Consider the following 20021-nt stretch of genomic DNA (forward strand, 5'->3'; position numbering starts at 1 on the left):
TCCTTGCAGGGGAGGAGAGGGACGATCATCGCCGAACCGGCGCGCGGTTGACCAGCCAGATGCCGGCCGCCACGAGCGCCATCGCGCCCAGCAGGCTGGGCGTCAGCGGCTCGTGCAGCGCCAGCGCGCCGAACACCAGCGCGCACAGCGGCGTCAGGAAGATGAAGGCCGACAGGTGCGTGGCCGGGTAGCGGCCCAGCAGCCACATCCAGGCCAGGTAGCTCGCGAACGCGCCGACCACCGTCTGCAGCAGCAGGGAGCTCAGCACGAAGGGCGTGAACTGCACATCCCAGCGCTCGCCCATGGCCAGCGAGAGCGGCGGGAACAGCCATGCGCAGACCGCCAGTTGGTAGAACAGCAGCTTCTCGGGCGCCAGCCGCGTGAGCCCCGTGGCGCGGATCAGCACCGTGGTCAGCCCCCACAGCAGCGCGGCGAGCAGCGACAGCAGGTCGCCGCGCCATGTGTCCAGCCCCGTGCCGAAGCCCTCGCGCAGCGCGAAGGCGACGGCCACGAAGGCACAGGCCAGCCCGGTCCATTGCGCTGGCCGCAGCCGCTCGCTGGGGACCCACCAGGGCAGCAGCAGCGCCACCCAGAACGGCGATGTGTAGAGGAACACCGTGGCGCGCGAGGCCGTGGTGTGCACCAGGCCCAGGTACAGGCAGACGAATTCGCCGAAGAACAGCAGGCCGGCGGCCAGTCCGGCCTTGAGCGAGCCGTCGCGGTCGAACAGCGGGATGCCGCGCCAGCGGCACCAGCCCATCAGCAGCAGCGTGGCGGCAACGAAGCGCAGCGCCCCCTGCAGCACCGGTGGCATGTGCGCGATGGTGGCCTTGACCAGCACCTGCTGCGCCCCCCAGAGCACGCAGCAAACCAGCAGCAGGCCGACCGCCAGGCCATCCAGGTGGTCCTTGCGCTGGACTTGTTGCATGGCTCTAGAGAGGGTGTTCGGTGTAGAAGCGTCCGCCGTGGAACAGCAGCGGCGAGGCGCCCGGCCGGTGGGCGCAGTGCTCCACCTCGCCGACGAAGATGACGTGGTCGCCCTCCTCGTAGCGGCTGCGGTTGAAGCACTCGAACACGGCGGCCGCACCCTCCAGCAGCGGCGCGCCGGCCACGCCTTCGCGCCAGGCCACGCCGCGCCAGCGGTCGGCGGTGCGCGATGCGAATTGCTCGGCCAGCGCCTTCTGGTCCGAGGCCAGGATGTTGATGGCGTAGTGCGAGCCAGCGCTCAGCGCGGCCATGGACGAGGCCGCCTGCGCGAGGCTCCACAACACCAGCGGCGGATGCAGCGAAACGGAGTTGAAGGAGTTGGCGGTCAGGCCGACCAGCTGGCCATCCGCACGGCGTGCAGTGACGATGGTCACGCCGGTGGCGAACATCGACAGGCCCTGGCGGAACTCGGCGGCGGAAAAACTCGGTGCGCGCGCTTGCGGCGGCACGGCGGGAACTGGCATGGACCGGGAATCTACCCGAACTGCCGCGCCGCCCCGTGTCGCGGCACGATTGGCGGGCCCGGGGCCAGGGTCAACGGTGGCGCGCACGTCCTACGGGAGCTCTGCCTGCTCTCCGACAACGCGCTCACTGCGGTGCTTGCAGAGTCGGTAGCTTGCCCATTGCTGCCCGGTTCTGCCTGGCGGCCAGGAGAACACCACCATGGCAGCCAACGACAGGCCCCCCGGCTCTTCCAAGCCCCGCGTCAACTATTTGCGCCGCCGTCCCCGGCCCGGGGCGCTGGTGCGCCCGGTCGACGACCTGGCGCTGCCGCACGAACGCGACCAAACCGAGCAGGGCATGACCGACGGCCGGGTGACGCCCGAAGGCCGGCAGGCCCATGGCGACCTACAGCGCGGCGTGCAGGACACCACCAAGGCGCCCGAGATGGACCGCGCCTACCGTCAACAGAAGGACTGAACACCCGTCGCGCAGGCGCCGCACCGCGGCCCGATTTCTGTTAATTTCCGGCGCTGCTTCGCTTTGCGGCCATCCGGGCCGCAAAGTGCCCGATGGACCCGATCCCCGAAAGGCGCAGCCTTGGACACCCTCGCATCCCCCACCCGTTTCGGCAGCGGCCAGGCGGTTCGCCGGCTCGAAGACGACGCTCTGCTGGCCGGCCGCGGCAAGTTCACCGACGACGTGGTGCCCGAGGCGCAGCTCCGGGCGGTGTTCGTCCGCTCCCCGTATCCACATGCCAGCATCGTCTCGGTGGATGCCGAGGGCGCACGTGGCATGGCCGGTGTGGTGGCCGTCTACACCGGGGCCGACCTGGTGGCCAAGGGCGTCAAGCCGCTGCCGGGCACGGCCGGCTTCAAGCGCGCCGATGGCGGGCCCGGCGTCACGCCGCCCTTGCACGCCCTGGCGCACGAGCGCGTGCGCTTCGTCGGCGAACCCGTGGCCCTGGTGGTGGCCGAGACGCTGCAGCAGGCGCGCGACGCGGCCGAGGCGGTGTTCGTGGACTACGCCGAACTGCCGGCCGTGACCACGCTGGCGCAGGCCTTGTCTGCCGGTGCGCCGGTGCTGACCGATGCCGCCCCCGACAACATCGCCGCCGAGATGCGCCACGGCAGCGTCCAGGCCACGGCAGAGGCTTTTGCCCGCGCGCGCCACCATGTCACGCTGGACCTCACGCACCAGCGCCTGGCCGCATTGACACTGGAGCCGCGCAGCGTGCTCGCCGGTGTCGACCCGGACGATGGCCGGCTGACGATCCGCATGTCCACGCAGATGCCCTCGGGCGTGCGCAACACCGTGGCCGACGCGCTGGGCATCGCCCGCGAGCAGGCGCGCGTGCTGGTCGGCGACGTGGGCGGCGGCTTCGGCATGAAGACCGGCGCCTACCTCGAGGACGTGGCCCTGGCGCATGCCGCGCACCAGCTGCGCCGCAGCGTGAAGTGGGTGGCCGACCGCAGCGAGGAGTTCCTGTCTACCTACCACGGCCGCGACGTGCAGACGCATGCCGAACTGGCGCTGGACGAACACGGCAAGATCCTTGCGCTGCGCATCGCCTCGCAGGCCAATGTGGGCGCCTACGCCACCGGCACCGGCGTGGCCATCCAGCTGCTGATCGGCCCCTGGGTGCAGACCAGCGTCTACGACATCCAGACCATCGACTTCCGCTTCCAGGCGGTGCTGACCAACCAGGCGCCCACGGGGGCCTACCGCGGCGCAGGCCGGCCCGAGGCCATCTTCAACATCGAGCGGCTGATGGACGAGGCCGCGCGCCAGACCGGCATCGACCGCATCGCGCTGCGTCGGGCCAACTTCATCCGCCCCGAGCAGATGCCGTACAAGAACCCGATGGCGCAGACCTACGACACGGGCGCCTTCGAGCAGCAGATGAACCAGGCCCTGGAGCTGGCCGACTGGAGCGGCTTCGACGCGCGGGCCAAGGCGTCTGCCGCGCGGGGCAAGTGGCGCGGCCAGGGCATCGCCACCTTCCTGGAATGGACCGGGGGCAACGTGTTCGAGGAACGCGTGACGGTGGAGGTGCAGGCCGACGGCATGATCGAGGTGTTCTCGGCCGTCAACGCCATGGGCCAGGGCATCGCCACCTCGCTCGCGCAGCTGGTGGTCGACACCTTCGGCGTGCCGGCCGAGAAGGTGCGCGTGGTGCTGGGCGATACCGACCGCGGCGACGGCTTCGGCAGCGCCGGTTCGCGCTCCATCTTCACGGGCGGCTCCGCCGTGCGCGTGGGCAGCGAGCGCACCATCGACAAGGCGCGCGAACTCGCGGCCAAGGAACTGGAGGCCGCCGCCGAAGACATCCGCTACGAGCAAGGTGCCTTCACGGTGGCCGGCACCGACCTCAAGATCGGCCTGTTCGAACTGGCTGCGCGCCAGCCCGAGCGGCGCATCTTCATGGACTCCACCAGCAGCGTGGCCGGCCCGACCTGGCCCAACGGCTGCCACATCAGCGAGATCGAGGTCGATCCGCAGACCGGCTCCGTGGAGGTCGTGGCCTATGCCTCGATGAACGACGTGGGCCGCGTGATCAACCCGCTGATCGTGACCGGCCAGCTCGACGGCGGCGCCGTGCAGGGCATCGGCCAGGCGCTGTGCGAGGAGGTGGTCTACGACCGCGAAACCGGCCAGCCCGTCGCCGGCAGCCTGATGGACTACGCCGTGCCGCGTGCCGACATCCTGCAGGCCGACTTCGTCACGCGCATGGACCAGAGCGTGCCCTGCAAGAACAACCCGCTGGGCGTGAAGGGCGTGGGCGAGCTGGGCACCATCGGCGCCACGCCGGCCATCGTCAACGCCGTGGCCGATGCGCTGGCGCGCAACGGGCTGGCGGGCAAGACGACGCAGCTGCAGATGCCGGTGACGGCACCGCGGCTGTGGACGCTGATGCACGGTTGAGCACCGGCAGCCGGCCGCGCCAAGGGCGCGTCCGACATCGCCTGCATCGAACGAGGAACAGCATGAAAGTCGAAGGCCAATGCCATTGCGGTGCGCTTGCGTTCGAGGCGCAGGTGGAACCGGGCACCACGACGGTCTGCCATTGCACGGATTGCCAGACGCATTCCGGCTCCGCATTCAGGGCCAACATTTCGGCGCCGGCTGCCAGCTTTCGGCTGCTGCGGGGCGAACCCCGCACCTACGTCAAGACCGCGGCCAGCGGCGCGCGGCGGGTGCTGGCGTTCTGCGGCGACTGTGGCAGCCCGCTCTATGCTTGCGCAGAGGAGAACCCGCAGTCCTACTCGCTGCGCACCGGCGTGCTGCAACAGCGGCATGCACTGGGGGCACCGCAGCGCGAGATCTGGACCCGCCGCCGCCTGGGCTGGGTGGCGTTGGCCGGCGTGGGCACAAGCTGCGACGGCCAGCCGTGACGGGCGGGAAGCGCGTGCGCGGGGCTCAGGCCTGGCCGACCGCCTGGCGCATCGCGCCCACCAGCGTGGCGGGCTCCTGTGCGCCCGACACCGCGAGCTTGCGGTTGAAGATGAAGAAGGGCACGCCGCTCACGCCCATCTGGCGGGCTTGCTGGTCGGCGTCGTCGATGGTGGCGAGGGCCTCGGGGTCGTCCAGGTGCGCGCGCGCGGCTGCGGCGTCCAGGCCGGCCTCGGCGGCGATGGCGGCCAGCACCTCGGCATCGCCGACGAAGCGGTTCTCGATGAAGTAGGCGCGCAGCAGGCGTTCCTTCACCTCGGTGGCGTCGGCCCCGCTGCGCTGCGCGAAGTCGATCAGCGCATGGGCCAGCCGCGTGTTCGGCTGGCGCGTGATGCCGTCGATGTTGAGCTCCAGCCCGGCCGTGCGGCCGGCGGCGCGCACGCGCTCGTAGACCGTGGCGGCGCGTTCGGGCCCGCCGAACTTCTCTTCGAGATAGGCCTTGCGGTCGATGCCCTCGGCCGGGAGATCGGGATTGAGCTGGAACGGATGCCAGGTGATCTGCACGGGCGGCAGGTCGGCCGCCTCGGGGCTGGCCAGCGCGGCTTCGAGCCGCCGCTTGCCGATGTAGCACCAGGGGCAGACCACGTCGGAGACGATGTCGATGCGCAGCGGTTCCATGTCACTGTCCTTGCCGGCGGTGCCAGCCGATGAATTGGGGTGCGATGCGTGCAATCACCGGGCCATCGAAGTCCCAGGACATGCAGCCGCCCATGAAGAAGGGCGGGGTGGTGCGCACGGGCTCGGGTTCGCCGCGCTGCTGGCGCAGGTGGTCGCGGTAGGCTCCCAGGGTCTGGAACGCGGCCGTGGCGGTGCCGAACAGCAGTTCGCGCAGATGCGTGCAGCCGCGCGTGCTGCCGATGGCCTCGTCCAGCGCACGGCGCCAGCCACGGCCCAGCGTGGCGCCGATCAGCTGGCGCACGGGCGGCTCGGCGCGCGGGCATTCCTCGAACGGCGTGGTCAGCATGGCGGCGTGGATGTCGACGATGGTCATGTTGTCGTCGATGGTCACGCGCACCTCCATGTCGTGCACGGGCGCACCGGCGGCGCGCTCGCGGCCACGCACGGTCTTGCCGTAGGGCTTGGTGTCGCGCAGGTGGCCTTCGATGTCCCACAGGCCATCTTCGCGGTGGAAGCCGCGGTAGCTGATGCGGCGGTCGTGCGCGGTCGCGCGGGGGGCGGGAGGCGGAAGGGGCATGGCGCTGGCAAATCGGCTGGCAAAGCGAAATTCTAGGAGTCCCGCCCTGGCGGCGCACAGGCCGGGCGCAATGGCCCGACGCGTGGGCGACAGGCTCAGCTGGGCTTGCGCGCGAACAGGAAGAGCAGCGAACCGCTGGCCGCCAGCAACGCCAAGACCGTGAAACCGGCGCGGTAGTTGCCCGTCAGGTCGACCAGCACGCCGGCCACCAGCGGCCCCGCCACCTGGCCGATGGCGATGATCAGCGTCGACAGGCCCAGGATCATGCCGATCGCATTGCGGCCGAAGTAGTCGGCGCGGATCGCCTGCATGAGCGGCCCGCGCAGGCCCCAGGCCATGCCGTGCAGCACCGCAAAAGCCGCCACCATCGCAGTGGCGTGGTGGCCGTAGGTCAGCAGCAGCAGCGCCACGCCGTGGGCCAGCATGCAGCCGGCCGAGAGGTAGCGCTTGTCGTAGCGGTCGCCGATCAGCCAGCCCAGCAGCACGCCGCCGATCTGCGCGCCGGTCAGCAAGGTGATGACCAGCGCGGCCTGCGCCACGCTGTAGCCCAGGCCTTCCTTCATGTGGCTGATGGCGTGCACATTGACGGCCGTGACGACCAGCAGCGCGAAGCCGTGGCCCAGGCCCAGCAGCCAGAACGCGCGCGTGCGCAGCGCCTCGCGCGCCGTGAATTCGCGCTGCGGCGCGGCAGTGGGCGCCGTGCCGGCGCCTGCGGTGGGGGGCGGCGGGGCTGGGTCGCCATCCACCGTCGCGCCGTGGTCCTCGGGCCGGCTGCGGAACATGGAGGCCAGCGGCCAGCCGACCACGATGGACACCACGCCCGAGGCGAAAGCCGTGGCGCGCCAGCCGTAGGTCAGCATCGACCAGGCCACGATGGGCACGAACAGCCCGCCCATGGCCATGCCCAGGTTCATGGCCGACAGCGCCCGCGCGCGCTTGCGCGAGAACCAGCGGATCACGGCCACGTTGATGGGGAAGTAGCCCGACAGGCTGGTGCCGACCGCGATGACGGCCACCGCCATGTAGAACTCGCCGACGCTGTCGATGCGGCTCAGCAGCATGAAGCCGATGCCGAAGGCCACGACGCCGGCGCGGATCATGGCGCGCGGCCCGATCCTGTCCACCAGCCAGCCCAGCACCGGGCCGAGCAGCGCGGACTCGGCCGACTGCATGGCGGCGGCACCCGACAGCGTGGTCTTGCTCCAGCCACGCTCTTCTGCCAGCACGGCCACATAGGCGCCGAAGGCCTGTTGCAGCAGCATGGCCTGCAGGAATTGCAGGCCGCCACCCGCGCCGACCATGCGCCAGCCGTAGAAGATCTTCATCGGTGTGGCGCGCGGCGCCGTCTCCTCTTGTCGTGGCGCTGACCATACCATCGCCCCCCATGCACATGTTCGATCCCGATGCGCTGGAATGCCTGGCCGCCATCGTCGAGGAGGGGGGCTTCGAGCGCGCTGCGCAGCGCCTGCACATCACGCAGTCGGCGGTGTCGCAGCGGCTGCAGGCGTTGGAAGCGCAGGCCGGCACGGTGCTGCTGGTGCGGCGCCCGCTCAAGGCCACGCCGGCCGGGCAGCTGCTGCTCAAGCACACGCGCCAGCTGCGGTTGCTGCGCGCCGACCTGGACCGCGACATGCGCGCGTTCGCGCCCCAGGCCAGCGGCCGCCTGCGCGAGCAGGAACGCGTGGCCGTCGCCGTGAACGCCGACAGCATCGCCACCTGGGTGTTGCCGGCGCTGCGCGAGCCGGTGGCCCAGGGCTTGCCGCTGGAAATCATCGCGGACGACCAGGACTTCACGCAGGAGTGGCTGCGCGAGGGCCAGGTGCTGGGCTGCGTGACCACGCTGGACCAGGCCCTGCGCGGTTGCCGCATGGTGCCGCTGGGGGCGATGCGCTATGTGGCCGTGGCGGCGCCGGCGTTCGCACAGCAACGGCTGGGCGGAGCGCTCACGCCGCACAACTTCCACCAGGTGCCTTTCGTGGCGTTCAACCGCAAGGACGACATGCAGCGGGAATTCGTGTCGGCGCGGCTGGGCTTGCCGCGGCTGGCGCTGAACCAGCTGTTCGTGCCGAGTTCGGAAGGCCAGGTGCGCGCCGTGCTGGCCGGCTGGGGCGCCAGCGTGGTGCCCGAACTGCTGGTGCGCGGCCAGTTGGCGAGCGGCGAACTCGTGGACATCGCGCCGGGCCACGCCGAGCGCGTGGCGCTGTACTGGCACTGCTGGAACCTGGAGTCCGAGGTGCTGGACGGACTCAGCCAGGCGCTGACGCAGGCCGCGCGTGCGGCCCTCGACTGATCACTCGCCCAGCGTGGCGCGCAGCGCGCGGGCTTTCTCGGCGTCGAACGGGCCTTCGACCCGTGCCAGCACCTCGCCGCGGCGGTTCAGCACCACCACATGCGGATGGTCCACGCCGGACAGGCCCGTCGAGCGCGCGAAGGCCGCGCGGTCGGTGAACACCGGCACCACGGCGGCCTTCTCCTGTGCGTAGCGCTCGCGCAGGCGGGTCTCGATCACGCCGCGCTCGGCAGCGTCGCCCGGATCGTTGACCACCAGCATGCGCAGCCAGCGCACGGAGGCATCGCCGCCCAGTTGCAGGCCGTTGATCCAGCTGTCGACGGCAGGGCGGTGGTCGCGGTGGAAGCTGATCAGCGCCAGCGTGCGGTCGGCGCCCAGGCCTTCCGGCAGCGCCAGTGGCTGCTCGTCGAGCTGGCGCGCCTGCACGTTCGGCAAGCGTCCCATCACGCTGGATTCCGTGGGCGCGGCCACGGCAAGCAATACCGCCGCCACAACGGCAAGAAACCATGCCAGGGTAGGTGACCAGACGCTTTTCATACGGTGGCTCCTGTGCGCGACGACGGGGAAAGGGTGAAGCGCAAGATAGCGCGCGTACGACAACCCTGGCGCCCCCGGGTGATTTCGAAACGTAAGCAGTTGCGACGAGATGCTGTTGCGCTCAGACCTCGATCAGCAGCTGCGGGCGGAAGCCCGCCTGCTCACCGTTCTTGGCGTAGCCCAGGGGATTGGCCACGACGCGACACCCGCGGTGCACGTAGTCGCTGGGCGCATGCAAATGACCGTGCAGCCAGAGCTTGGCGTGGGGCAGCAGGTCGTCCAGTGCATTGCAGAAGCCGGCCGTGCCGGGTGTGAGGCCATAGCGCGGGTCGGCGCTGTGCAGGCTGGGCGCGAAGTGCGTCACCACGACGGTGGTGCCGTCGAAGGGCTGGGCCAGTGCCGCGCGCAGCCATTGCTGGCAGGCCAGGCCTTCTTCACGCATCTCGGCCGCCAGCCAGGGCTGGCCATGGCGCACGGTGCCGGTGCGGCGCAGGTAGTGGTCGGCCGCGCGGAAGGCCTTGTGCCGGGCCTTCAACTGGTCGGCCAGCGAGAAGTCGCCGCCTCGCCCGGCCGGGCCGATGGCGTCGTAGTCGGTCCACAGCGTGGTGCCGACCAGGCGCAGCGCGGTGCCGTCGGCGGCGGCGCCGGGCAGGTGCACGATCTCGCGGTCCAGCCAGCGCAGGCCCAGGCGTTCGCAGGTCTGGCGCAGGCGCAAGGCGGTCGCGTCCACGTCCAGCATGTCGTACTCGTGGTTGCCCGGCACGTAGTAGACCGGCACCGGCCAGTCGGCGAAGAGGCGCAGGCCGAAATCGGCATCCGGCATGCGCGAGCCGGTCTGGTAGGAGCCGACGTCCCCCGCCAGGATCAGCACGTCGGCGCCGGACACGGGCTCGGGCACGAAGTTGGTGTGCACTTCGAGGTGCAGATCGGAAAGGAGCTGGAATTTCATGGATTCGTGGTCCGCGTGTGGCCATGCAAAGGTTATGCGCGAACTGCATGGGGCGGGGCTTGCAACCCTAGGGATAACCCTTATTCTTGACCCATCCTGAACTTTGGACCGCCACAAGCGGTGTTCGTATGTTGATCGTTTCCTGGTTTGCCCGCGCTTATCAAGGGTGGACCGCTTCCGCCGCAGCCTCTGCCCACCAGGGCGCCCGTGATGGCGCCGCCGGCGAAGTCGCCTTCGCGCTGCTGGAGAGCGCGGACAACCTCGCGGGCCACGACCCGCATGAGGCACGCCGCCTGCGCAGCGCAGCGCAGGCCTGGCTCAGCGTGGTGCGCTGAGGCAGCCCCTTCACGGCGCGAACGCCTGTTCGGCCGCGCGCACGACGGCCTGGCGCAACCACTGGTGGTGGCTCTGCAGGTCGGTGCGGCGATGCCACAGCGCGGCCACGTGCACGGCCGCCACGTCGAACGGCAGCTCCTGGTGCACCAGTTGTTCGGCGATGCCTGTGGCCTCGACGAAATGGCGCGGCAGCACCGTCAGCAGGTTGGAGTTGGCCACCACGCGGCCGGCCGTGAAGAACTGGTTCACCGTCAGCACGACGCGGCGTTCGCGTTTGAGCAACGCCAGTGATTCGTCGATGAAGCCATAGGGTCGGCCGGAGAAGCTGACCAGCAGGTGGCGCGCGGCGCAGAACTGGTTCAGCGTCAGCGGGCCGCCGGCCAGCGGGTGGTCGCGCCGCATCACGCACACGTATTCGCTGTCGTACAGGCGCTGGTGCTCGAAGGGCACGGCCTTGCCGACCTGCGCCCGCGCTGTCAGATCGGCCAGCACGGCCGGAAAGAAGCCCACGGCCAGGTCTGCCGTCTCGTCGTCCAGCAAGCGGCGCGGATCGCGGGTGGTCAGCGGCACCACACGCAGCGAGATGCCCGGGGCCTCTTCTTCCAGGATGTCCACCAGCCCCGGCACCAGCATGGCGGCGGTCGCGTCGGCCATCGCCAACACAAAAGTGTTGTCGGCTGACAACGGGTCGAAATTGCTGGGGGCCAGAGAGGCTTGCAACTGCCGCAGGGCCTCGCGCACGGCCGGCCACAGGGCCATGGCGCGCGGTGTGGGTTCGATGCCCTGGCCGCTGCGCTGCACGAGTTCGTCGCCCAGCGCATCGCGCAGGCGCTGGATCGCGTTGCTCACGGCGGGCTGCGTCAAAGAGAGATTGCGCGCCGCGCGTGTGAGGCTGCGTTCGGCCAGCACTTCGTCGAAAACACGCAACAGGTTCAGATCCAGCGTGCGGAAGTTCGGCGGCGCCATGGGCCCTCGGGCGTGAAGAAGTTGGCACGCCACTCTATTCATCACCGCGGTGAATGTCCAGCATCATCAATATAAAGTTGAAGACACCTAGGGCAAACCCTAGTATTCGTTCCATAGCGCCACCGATCGGGTGGCCACCAAAGGAAAACACCATGACCAGCTTTGTCCACGTCGACTATCCCCAACAACACCCCGGCGTTGCCCGCGCCGAGGCAGTGATGCAAGCCGCAGGCCGCCTGCGCCAGGGCTTTGACGGCACGCGCGGCATTGCCGCGCTGCTGCTCGCAGGTGTGGTCTCGGCACTCCTCGTGCTGGCAGACCGCCTGGTCGACAGCTGGGGCGGTGGCCGCCTGATGGCCGCCTGGCTGGTGCTGTGGCTGGTGGCCTTCGCCGCCCTGGCCTTGTTCGCCACCCCGGCCCGCCGTCTGGCCAACGCGCTGGTGCAGCGCCTGGATGCCTGGTCGCAGCACGTGGCCAGCCAACGCGCCGACGACCGCCTCTGGGCCACCGCCCAGACCGACGCCCGCGTGATGGCCGACCTGAAGGCCGCGATGTCGCGCAGCGATGCCATCGCACCCCGCGCCGCAGCCGCCCTGTTTGCCCGCGAATCCGCCGGCGCCCGCATCAGCCTGCGTGATGTGATGCAAGGCTGGTACCGTGACGTGCAGAAGGCCCGCGCCGATGTGGCCTACCTGACCGCCGTGAAGGCCGACCCGCGCATGCTGGCCGACCTGCAGGCCGCCGCGACCCGCGCTGAATCGGTGCCGGCCCAGACGCAGACCCTGCTGCGTGGCGACAGCGCCGGCAACGCAATGCGCGACGCAGCCCACGCCCTGGGCGCACGCCGCAGCTACTACTTCTGAGCCCTGTGCTCCGCCCCGGCCGCGCCGGGAACCACTCCAAGCCACCCACCGCGGTGGCTTTTTTCATGGTCGGATGCATCGAGCATGCCGCCTAGAATGAAACCATCGTCACAAATATAGCCGAGCGATGGATTCAATCAAGTGGTTGCTGCTGACTTACAAGGTGCCAGCCGAGCCGACCTCCAAACGCATGGCGCTGTGGCGCCGTCTCAAGGCCTTGGGCGCGGTCTACCTGCAGAACGGCGTCTGCCTGCTGCCCAAGACCGACGACCATGTGCGCAAGCTCAAGGTGCTGGAGAACGACATCGCCGCCATGGGCGGTGAGTGCGTGCTGCTGGAAACCATCGCGCTGGACCGGCTGCAGGAAGACAAGGTCATCGCCCGCTTCAAGGCCGACCGCGACGACCAATACCGGGAACTGCTGGGCCGCTGCCAGGACTTCGAGGCCGAGATCGCCAAGGAAATCGCGATCCAGAAGTTCACGTACGCCGAACTCGACGAAGAAGAGACCGACCTGAAGAAGCTGCAGACCTGGTTCGAGAAGATCCGCAAGCTCGACTTCTACGACGCGCCGCTGGCGGCCACGGCCGCCGACCGCCTCCAACAGTGCGAGGCGCTGCTCGACGGCTATGCCAGACAGGTCTACGACGCCCATGACGAAAACCGTTGAATCCGCCGCCGGCGTGGCGCCCGCCCGCGGCGCCCGCGCCGTACCCCGCAGCGTCTGGGCATTGGGCTTTGTCTCCATGTTCATGGACATCTCGTCCGAGATGGTCCATGCGCTGCTGCCCATCTACATGGTGGCAGTGCTCGGCACCTCGGTGCTGGCGGTCGGCCTGATCGAGGGCATCGCCGAGGCCACCGCCTCCATCGTCAAGGTCTTCTCGGGCGCGATCAGCGACCGTTTCGGCAAGCGCAAGCTGCTGGCGGTGGTGGGCTATGGCCTGGGCGCGCTGACCAAGCCGGTGTTCCCGCTGGCCGGCACGCTGGACTGGCTGGTCGGAGCGCGCTTCGTGGACCGCATCGGCAAGGGCATCCGCGGTGCGCCGCGCGACGCACTGGTGGCCGATGTGACGCCGCCCGAGTTGCGCGGCACCGCCTACGGCCTGCGCCAGACGCTGGACACCATCGGCGCTTTCACCGGCCCGCTGCTCGCGATGGGCCTGATGTGGTGGACGGCCAACAACTACCAGCGCGTGTTCTGGCTGGCCGTGATCCCGGCCTTCGTGGCGGTGGCCGTGCTGGTGGTCTTCGTGCACGAGCCCAAGCTGCCCGAGGCCGCCCGGCCGCGCAAGCTACCGCTCCGCAAGAGCGAACTCGTGCGCCTGGGCGCGGCCTATTGGTGGGTGGTCGGCATCGGCCTGGTCTTCACGCTGGCGCGGTTCAGCGAGGCCTTCTTGATCCTGCGTGCCCAGGCGGTCGGCCTGGCACCGATGTGGGCGCCGGCCGTGCTGGTGCTGATGGGCGTGGCCTACTCGCTGTCGGCCTATCCGGCCGGCGTGCTGTCGGACCGCCGGCCGCGCCAGGATGTGCTGCTCGCCGGCCTGGCGCTGCTGGTCGCCGCCGACCTCGTGCTGGCCTTCATGCCGGGCCTGTGGGGCCTGGGGCTGGGCGTGGTGCTCTGGGGCCTCCACATGGGTTTCACGCAAGGTGTGTTCAACAGCTTGATCGCCGACAGCGCGCCCGCCGACCTGCGCGGCACCGCCTTCGGCATGTACAACCTGCTGACGGGCGTGGGCCTGCTGCTGGCCAGCGTGATTGCCGGCGCGCTCTGGGATGTCGTCGGCTTTCAGGGCACCTTTGCCTGCGGCGCGCTGTTCGCCGGGCTGACCGCGGTGGCCCTCTTGCTGCGGCGGCGCCAGACGGCGTAGCCGCCCCCATGAAAAAGCCACCTTGCGGTGGCTTTTCTCATCGGGAGGCGGTGCCGGTTCAGGCGGCCAGGCGCGTCTCGATCTGCTGCTTGATCTCGCCCATTTCCTTGGGCAGGTGGTAGGCCAGTTGCGCAAACAGCTCTTCGTGCAGCGCGAGCTCGGCCTGCCAGGCGGCCTTGTCGATGCTGGTCACGGTCTTGAACTGGTCGGCGCTGAAGTCCAGGCCGGTCCAGTTCAACTGCTCGTAGGACGGGCTCACGCCGAACACGTGCTCCTGGCCGCCGTCGGCCTGGCCTTCCAGGCGGTCGATCATCCACTTCAGCACGCGCATGTTCTCGCCATAGCCGGGCCAGACGAACTTGCCGTCGGCACCCTTGCGGAACCAGTTGGTCGTGTAGATGCGCGGCAGCGTGGCGCCGGACTGCTCCAGCTTGGCGCCCAGGTTCAGCCAGTGCTGGAAGTAGTCGCTCATGTTGTAGCCCATGAACGGCAGCATCGCGAACGGGTCGCGGCGCACCACGCCCTGCTGGCCCGCGGCGGCCGCGGTGGTTTCAGAGCCCATGGTGGCGGCCATGTAGACGCCTTCCTTCCAGTTGCGCGCCTCGGTCACGAGCGGCACCGTGGTCGAACGGCGGCCACCGAAGATGAAGGCGTCGATCTTCACGCCCTTGGGATCGTCCCAGGCTTCGTCCAGTGCGGGGTTGTTGATGGCGGCCACCGTGAAGCGTGCGTTCGGGTGGGCGGCCTTCGCGCCGGTTTCCTTGGCGATCTGCGGCGTCCAGTCCTTGCCCTGCCAGTCGATCAGGTGCGCGGGCAGGGCCTTGCCGGCCACGTCGTCTTCCATGCCTTCCCACCAGACGTCGCCGTCGTCGGTGAGCGCCACGTTCGTGAAGATCACGTTCTTGTCCAGACTGCGCATGCAGTTGGGGTTGGTCTTGTAGTTCGTGCCCGGGGCCACGCCGAAGTAGCCGGCCTCGGGGTTGATCGCGCGCAGCGAGCCGTCGGCTTGCGGCTTGATCCAGGCGATGTCGTCGCCGATGGTCGTGACCTTCCAGCCTTCGAAGCCGGTGGGCGGCACCAGCATGGAGAAGTTGGTCTTGCCGCAGGCGCTCGGGAAGGCGGCTGCCACGTGGTACTTCTTGCCGTCGGGCTTGGTCACGCCCAGGATCAGCATGTGCTCGGCCAGCCAACCCTGGTCGCGGCCCATGGTGGAGGCGATGCGCAGCGCGAAGCACTTCTTGCCCAGCAGCGCGTTGCCGCCGTAGCCCGAACCGTACGACCAGATTTCGCGCGTGGCGGGGTAGTGCACGATGTACTTGGTCTTGTTGCAGGGCCACTTCACGTCGGCCTGGCCGGCTTCGAGCGGCGCGCCCACGGTGTGCACGCAGGGCACGAAGTCGCCGTCCACGCCCAGCACGTCGTACACCGCCTTGCCCATGCGCGTCATGGTCTTCATGTTCACGGCGACATAGGGGCTGTCGGACAGTTCCACGCCGATGTGGGCGATGTCCGACCCCAGCGGGCCCATGCTGAACGGCACCACGTACATGGTGCGGCCGCGCATGCTGCCCTTGAACAGCGCGTTCTCTCCGCTCTGCAGCAGGGTGCGCATCTCGGCGGGCGCGGTCCAGTTGTTGGTCGGGCCGGCGTCTTCCTTCTTCTCGGTGCAGATGAAGGTGCGGTCTTCCACGCGCGCCACGTCGGACGGGTCGGACAGGGCCAGGAAGGAATTGGGGCGCTTGGCCGGGTTCAACTTCTTGAAGGTGCCGGCGTCCACCAGCTGCTGGCACAGGCGCTGGTATTCCTCGTCGCTGCCGTCGCACCAATAAATGTCGGCAGGCTGCGTCAGCGCAGCGATGTCCGAAATCCAGGCGATCAGCTTGGCGTTCTTCACGTGTGCCGGGGGATTGATGTTCAGTCCCTGCATCGTGGGTGCGTTCATGGGCTAGCTCCTAAGTAAAAAAATCGTCTTTCACAAAGTCGCTCGCAATGCAAGCAGGCCTTGGACTTGGTGGAAGACGACAGGTGCAGCCCGGCGCGACAGTCCGGCGCCGGTGGGAGAGGCCAATTCTAGGGATGGGGCCTGCGCACGGAGCCACGTTGGAGACAAAAACCATGCAAAACATGCATAGGGTTATGTCTGGCGTATGACGCCCGTGACAAAGTTGTCGTCGCATGCACACAACAGGTGCAGCGCCGGAACGTTGTACGGAGGAGGAAGGGGAATGGCGCCGGCCAGTCGGGCGACGCCTAGGGAAGCAACAGGCCGCGTTGCACGGCCTGGGGAGCCTTGCGGCTCAGGCCATCGAGACGGCGATGAAGGCCAACAGGAACATCATCACGCCGCCGACGATGGGCAGCACGATGGGAATCATGGGCACCACGGCTTCCACCGGGTCCACTTCATGGGCAGCGACCTCGTGCGGGTTGGGGCTGGCGTGGGAGTCGGACATGTCTCTTTTCCTTCGCTCGAAAAGGCGGATTGTAGCCAGGGGGTCAGCGCAGTTCCTTGGTCTCGAAGCCGGCCTGGCCCAACGCCTGCACCAGCTCGTCCAGGTGGCTGCGGCCGCGCGTCTGCACCACGATTTCGATGTCCACGTTCTGTGCCGACAGCGCCGTGAACGCGCGCTGGTGTTCCACCTGGTCGATATTGGCGCCGCTGTCGGCCACCACGGTGGCGATGCGCGCCAGCGAACCCGGGTGGTCTGCGGCGCTCACGCGCAGCCGGCCGAGCCGGCCCGAACGCACCATGCCGCGCTCGATGATGGCCGCCAGCAGCATGGGGTTGATGTTGCCGCCCGAGAGCACCAACCCCACCTTCTTGCCGCGAAAGCGACCGGGTTCGCGCAGCAGCGCCGCCAGGCCCGCGGCACCCGCCCCTTCGACCACCGTCTTCTCGATCTCCAGCAGCATCAGGATGGCCTGCTCGATGTCGCCCTCCTGCACCAGCATCAGGGCGTCGACGCTCTCGCGCACGATGGCCTGGGTGATCTGTCCCGGCGAACCCACGGCGATGCCCTCGGCGATGGTGCTGCTGCCCTGGACATGCGCGGTGCCCTGCACGGCGTTGACCATCGCCGGGAAACGCGCCGTCTGCACGCCGACGATCTCGATGCCAGGCTTGAGCGCGCGGGCCGCCGTGGCGATGCCGGCGATCAGACCACCACCACCGACCGACACCACCAGCGTATCGAGCGCTGGCACCTGGGTCAGCATCTCCAGGCCCACCGTGCCCTGGCCAGTGACGATGTCCTCGTCGTCGTAGGGATGCACGAATGCCAGGCCCTGCGCCTTGGCCAGTTCCTGTGCGTGGGCGCGCGCGGCGTCCAGCGAATCGCCGTGCAGCACGATCTCTGCACCGAAGCCGCGCGTGCGCTCCACCTTCACGGCCGGCGTGAAGCGCGGCATCACGATCACTGCGCGCAGGCCCAGGCGCTGCGCGTGGTACGCCACGCCCTGGGCATGGTTGCCTGCGCTCATCGCGATCACGCCGTTCTGCGCGCCGCCGGACTCCACCAGCCGCACCAGCTTGTTGCAGGCACCGCGCTCCTTGAACGAGGCCGTGAACTGCAGGTTCTCGAACTTCAGGAAGACCTGGGCGCCGGTGATGTCCGACAGGGTGCGCGACTCCACGCAGGGCGTTTCCAGCACCTGGCCTTGCAGCCGGGCCGCGGCCTGGCGGATATCGTCGAGGGTCAACATGCCGGCATTGTGGGCCGCAAAGCAGGCGTGGCGCGCGTTTTTGAGGGGCTGCCTTCCAAACCCCCAAGGCCTGCGTTATCGTGGGCCACCGTTCCTTTGCTGATTGGAGATCCATCCATGGTGAAGCGTTTGGTCCGTGATCCAGTAGCCGCCCAGGTGATCGCCTCGCCCGGGCTCGAGGCTGCGCCGGTCCTGGACTTGATGTGTTCGCACTTCGTGCTGACGCTGGTCGCCCGCCAGGGCCCCAAATTCAACGTGCGGCGCGACCTGAACAGCCTGCTCGCGATGGCTGGGCGCCATCTCGTGTGGCCACAGCCGGTGCTGGCGCGGCTGCGCGAATTTCTCGCCCGCCGCTGCAAGGACAACGAGTTCTGGCGTGGCCACACCACGCTGTCCACGGCCGAGTTCATGGAGCGCCATGCGATCTGGCGCGGCCCCTATGAGGAAGGCACGCTGTTCTTCTACCTGGACGAGTACGCCAAGGACCAGCCCAAAGACCTGCTGGCGGCGCTGAAGGTCACCTGCGACTGGCTCACGCGCGCGCTCAAGAAGCAATCCACCCTGGTCGAGAAGAACATCGATGCGCTGTCGGGCCTGCTGCAGCTCAACCGCGCCGAGCGCGCGCTGCTGCTGTACGGCACGCTCGCGCGCTACCAGCGCGACCTGCGCACCATCCTCGTGGAGGTCAAGGTCAACAACGCACCCGAGGCCTATGCAGCCATCGCCGAGGTCGCCGGCGTCAGTGCCACCGAGGTCGGCGAGGCGCTGCGCGCGGGTTCGCGGCTCGAGCGCATCGGCCTGGTGGAGAACCTGATCTCCGAGCACAACATCACCGACCTGGCCGACCTCATGAAGGTCAGCGAGAAGCTGCCGCCCGTGCTCATGCGCGAGTACCGCGACCAGAGCGAGCTCATGGCCGTGTTCACGCGGCCGGCCACCAAGAGCCGCTTGGCCATGGGCGACTTCGGCTTCGTGTCGGACGATGCCGAGGTGCTGGTCGCGCTGCTGCGCAACGCCGTGGCCCGCAAGGAGCCCGGCGTCAACATCCTGCTGTATGGCCCGCCCGGCACGGGCAAGACCGAACTCGCGCGCGTCGTCGCGCAGGCCGCCAACCTCGACCTGTTCGAGGTCGAGTACGCCGACCGCGACGGCAACTCGCTGTCAGGCCGCGACCGCTACCGCTCGCTGCAGATCGCGCAGGTGTTCCTCAAAGGCAGCGTGCAGGCCGCGCTGCTGTTCGACGAGGTCGAAGACGTGTTCCCGCCCATCAGTACCGAGGCTGCGCAACTGATGGCACGCGCCGAGCAGGTCGCGGCGCCCGCCAGTGGCTCGGTCAGCGGCAAGGCCTGGGTCAACCAGATCCTGGAGACCAACCCCGTGCCCACGTTGTGGGTCACCAACCGCATCGAGCAGATCGACCCGGCCTTCCGCCGCCGCTTTGCGTACCACCTGGAGCTCAAGTCGCCGCCGCCGGGTGCGCGCGAGGGCCTGGTGCGCAAGACCCTCGAAGGCGTGGCTGTGTCCGATGCCTTCGTTGCCAAGCTGACCGAACGCAAAGGCCTCACGCCCGCGCAGATCCGCACCGCCGTGCGCTTCGCCGGCCTGGCGCGCGTCGATGAGGCGGCCACTGAGCAGCTGATCGAACGCCAGCTGCGCAATGCCGACAAGGCCCTGGGCCGGCACAGCGAGGAGCGTGCCGGCATTCCCGCGGCCACCACCTACGACCTGGAGATGCTCCACGTCGAGAGCCGCTTCGAGATCGGCCGCATCGTGCAGGCGCTGCAGGCGCGCGGGCACGGCAGCCTGTGCTTCTATGGCGCGCCCGGCACCGGCAAGACCGCGCTGGCAGAACACATTGCGCGCGCGCTCGACAAGCCGCTGATCGTCAAGCGCGCCAGCGATCTGATGAGCAAGTTCGTCGGCGAGACCGAGCAGCAGATGGCCGCCATGTTCCGCGAGGCCGAGGCCGAGAAGGCCGTGCTGCTGCTCGACGAGGCCGACAGCTTCCTGCAGGACCGCCGTGGCGCCCAGCGCACCTACGAGGTCACCGAGGTCAACGAGATGCTGCAGGGCATGGAGCGCCACCGTGGCGTGTTCATCTGCACCACCAACCTGATGGACCGTATCGACCAGGCGGCGCTGCGGCGTTTCACGTTCAAGATCAAGTTCAAGCCGCTGACGACCGCGCAACGCGAGCGCATGTTCGTGGTCGAGGCGCTGGGCGGCGACGTCGCCCTGCTTGACGACGGCGTGCGCACGCGGCTACACCGGCTGGAGCACCTGTGCCCGGGCGACTTCGCCGCCGTGCGCCGCCAGGTCGACATCCTGGCCGCCGAGATGTCGCCCGCGGAGTTCATCGAGCAACTCGAAGCCGAACACCGCATCAAGCCCGAGGTGCGCGAGGCGCGCGGCATCGGCTTCGTGCAGTAGC

At 69.0% G+C, this 20021-nt stretch carries 20 protein-coding genes; 9 read left to right on the plus strand and 11 right to left on the minus strand.

Translation table 11 applies throughout. The features are described 5' to 3' along the window. Positions 1-25 precede the first annotated feature (25 nt). A complete protein-coding gene (locus DES41_RS30200) occupies positions 26-928 on the minus strand; it encodes a DMT family transporter (protein ID WP_114471327.1) in 903 nt (300 codons plus the stop codon). Between the two features lie 4 nt (positions 929-932). Continuing rightward, positions 933-1451 (minus strand): flavin reductase family protein, encoded by a 519-nt coding sequence (locus DES41_RS30205; RefSeq protein ID WP_114471328.1) that lies wholly within the window; start codon positions 1449-1451, stop codon positions 933-935. A 199-nt stretch (positions 1452-1650) separates the two neighbouring features. On the opposite strand from DES41_RS30205, the gene DES41_RS30210 reads away from it, so the two are divergent. From DES41_RS30210 to DES41_RS30220, 3 genes are all read left to right on the plus strand, one after another. Next, positions 1651-1908 (plus strand): hypothetical protein, encoded by a 258-nt coding sequence (locus DES41_RS30210; RefSeq protein ID WP_114471329.1) that lies wholly within the window; start codon positions 1651-1653, stop codon positions 1906-1908. Between the two features lie 120 nt (positions 1909-2028). Next, complete coding sequence (locus DES41_RS30215; protein ID WP_114471330.1) at positions 2029-4353, plus strand: xanthine dehydrogenase family protein molybdopterin-binding subunit; 2325 nt, start codon at positions 2029-2031, stop codon at positions 4351-4353. Between the two features lie 62 nt (positions 4354-4415). Then, positions 4416-4823 (plus strand): GFA family protein, encoded by a 408-nt coding sequence (locus DES41_RS30220; protein WP_114471331.1) that lies wholly within the window; start codon positions 4416-4418, stop codon positions 4821-4823. Between the two features lie 25 nt (positions 4824-4848). Here the strand turns inward: DES41_RS30220 and DES41_RS30225 are convergent, their stop codons facing one another. The 3 genes from DES41_RS30225 to DES41_RS30235 form a co-directional block, all read right to left on the minus strand. Next, positions 4849-5499, minus strand: a complete 651-nt coding sequence (locus DES41_RS30225; protein ID WP_114471332.1) for a DsbA family oxidoreductase — start codon at positions 5497-5499, stop codon at positions 4849-4851. Between the two features lies 1 nt (position 5500). Beyond that, the gene (locus tag DES41_RS30230; protein WP_114471333.1) at positions 5501-6076 is read right to left on the minus strand and encodes a DUF2889 domain-containing protein; all 576 of its coding nucleotides are present in this window, start codon (positions 6074-6076) and stop codon (positions 5501-5503) included. Positions 6077-6171: 95 nt separating this feature from the next. Continuing rightward, positions 6172-7401 (minus strand): MFS transporter, encoded by a 1230-nt coding sequence (locus DES41_RS30235; RefSeq protein ID WP_170168322.1) that lies wholly within the window; start codon positions 7399-7401, stop codon positions 6172-6174. 59 nt (positions 7402-7460) lie between these two features. On the opposite strand from DES41_RS30235, the gene DES41_RS30240 reads away from it, so the two are divergent. Then, entirely contained in the window at positions 7461-8366 is a 906-nt protein-coding gene (locus DES41_RS30240; protein ID WP_114471335.1) for a LysR family transcriptional regulator ArgP, read from the plus strand. On the opposite strand, the gene DES41_RS30245 is transcribed toward DES41_RS30240, so the two are convergent. Next, entirely contained in the window at positions 8367-8810 is a 444-nt protein-coding gene (locus DES41_RS30245) for a hypothetical protein (RefSeq protein WP_147282981.1), read from the minus strand. A gap of 214 nt (positions 8811-9024) precedes the next feature. After that, complete coding sequence (locus DES41_RS30250) at positions 9025-9852, minus strand: metallophosphoesterase (RefSeq protein WP_114471337.1); 828 nt, start codon at positions 9850-9852, stop codon at positions 9025-9027. A gap of 86 nt (positions 9853-9938) precedes the next feature. On the opposite strand from DES41_RS30250, the gene DES41_RS30255 reads away from it, so the two are divergent. Beyond that, positions 9939-10187 (plus strand): hypothetical protein, encoded by a 249-nt coding sequence (locus DES41_RS30255; RefSeq protein WP_211333112.1) that lies wholly within the window; start codon positions 9939-9941, stop codon positions 10185-10187. Positions 10188-10197: 10 nt separating this feature from the next. Here the strand turns inward: DES41_RS30255 and DES41_RS30260 are convergent, their stop codons facing one another. After that, the gene (locus tag DES41_RS30260; protein ID WP_114471339.1) at positions 10198-11154 is read right to left on the minus strand and encodes a LysR family transcriptional regulator; all 957 of its coding nucleotides are present in this window, start codon (positions 11152-11154) and stop codon (positions 10198-10200) included. 152 nt (positions 11155-11306) lie between these two features. Here DES41_RS30260 and DES41_RS39780 point away from each other — a divergent pair, with 152 nt between their 5' ends. The 3 genes from DES41_RS39780 (at position 11307) to DES41_RS30275 (ending at position 13888) form a co-directional block, all read left to right on the plus strand. Next, entirely contained in the window at positions 11307-12017 is a 711-nt protein-coding gene (locus tag DES41_RS39780; protein WP_211333113.1) for a hypothetical protein, read from the plus strand. Positions 12018-12144: 127 nt separating this feature from the next. Next, positions 12145-12687 carry a Chromate resistance protein ChrB gene (locus tag DES41_RS30270; protein WP_114471340.1) on the plus strand — a complete coding sequence of 181 codons (543 nt, stop codon included), beginning with the start codon at positions 12145-12147 and terminating at the stop codon, positions 12685-12687. Continuing rightward, positions 12671-13888: an MFS transporter gene (locus DES41_RS30275; protein ID WP_114471341.1), complete on the plus strand. Its 1218-nt coding sequence runs from the start codon at positions 12671-12673 to the stop codon at positions 13886-13888. Before DES41_RS30270 ends, DES41_RS30275 begins: the two co-directional genes overlap by 17 nt. A 58-nt stretch (positions 13889-13946) precedes the next feature. Here DES41_RS30275 and DES41_RS30280 read toward each other — a convergent pair whose 3' ends face one another. The 3 genes from DES41_RS30280 to DES41_RS30285 form a co-directional block, all read right to left on the minus strand. Then, a complete protein-coding gene (locus DES41_RS30280) occupies positions 13947-15830 on the minus strand; it encodes a phosphoenolpyruvate carboxykinase (GTP) (RefSeq protein ID WP_114471342.1) in 1884 nt (627 codons plus the stop codon). A gap of 355 nt (positions 15831-16185) precedes the next feature. Then, a complete protein-coding gene (locus tag DES41_RS38530) occupies positions 16186-16341 on the minus strand; it encodes a hypothetical protein (RefSeq protein ID WP_170168323.1) in 156 nt (51 codons plus the stop codon). A gap of 43 nt (positions 16342-16384) precedes the next feature. Beyond that, complete coding sequence (locus tag DES41_RS30285) at positions 16385-17590, minus strand: threonine ammonia-lyase (RefSeq protein ID WP_114471343.1); 1206 nt, start codon at positions 17588-17590, stop codon at positions 16385-16387. A gap of 117 nt (positions 17591-17707) precedes the next feature. Between DES41_RS30285 and DES41_RS30290 the strand changes: the two genes are divergently transcribed. Continuing rightward, positions 17708-20020 (plus strand): ATP-binding protein, encoded by a 2313-nt coding sequence (locus DES41_RS30290; RefSeq protein WP_114471344.1) that lies wholly within the window; start codon positions 17708-17710, stop codon positions 20018-20020. Position 20021: the final 1 nt, after the last annotated feature.

Origin of the sequence: Pseudorhodoferax soli, assembly GCF_003337555.1 — a bacterium.
Taxonomy (GTDB): domain Bacteria; phylum Pseudomonadota; class Gammaproteobacteria; order Burkholderiales; family Burkholderiaceae_C; genus Pseudorhodoferax; species Pseudorhodoferax soli.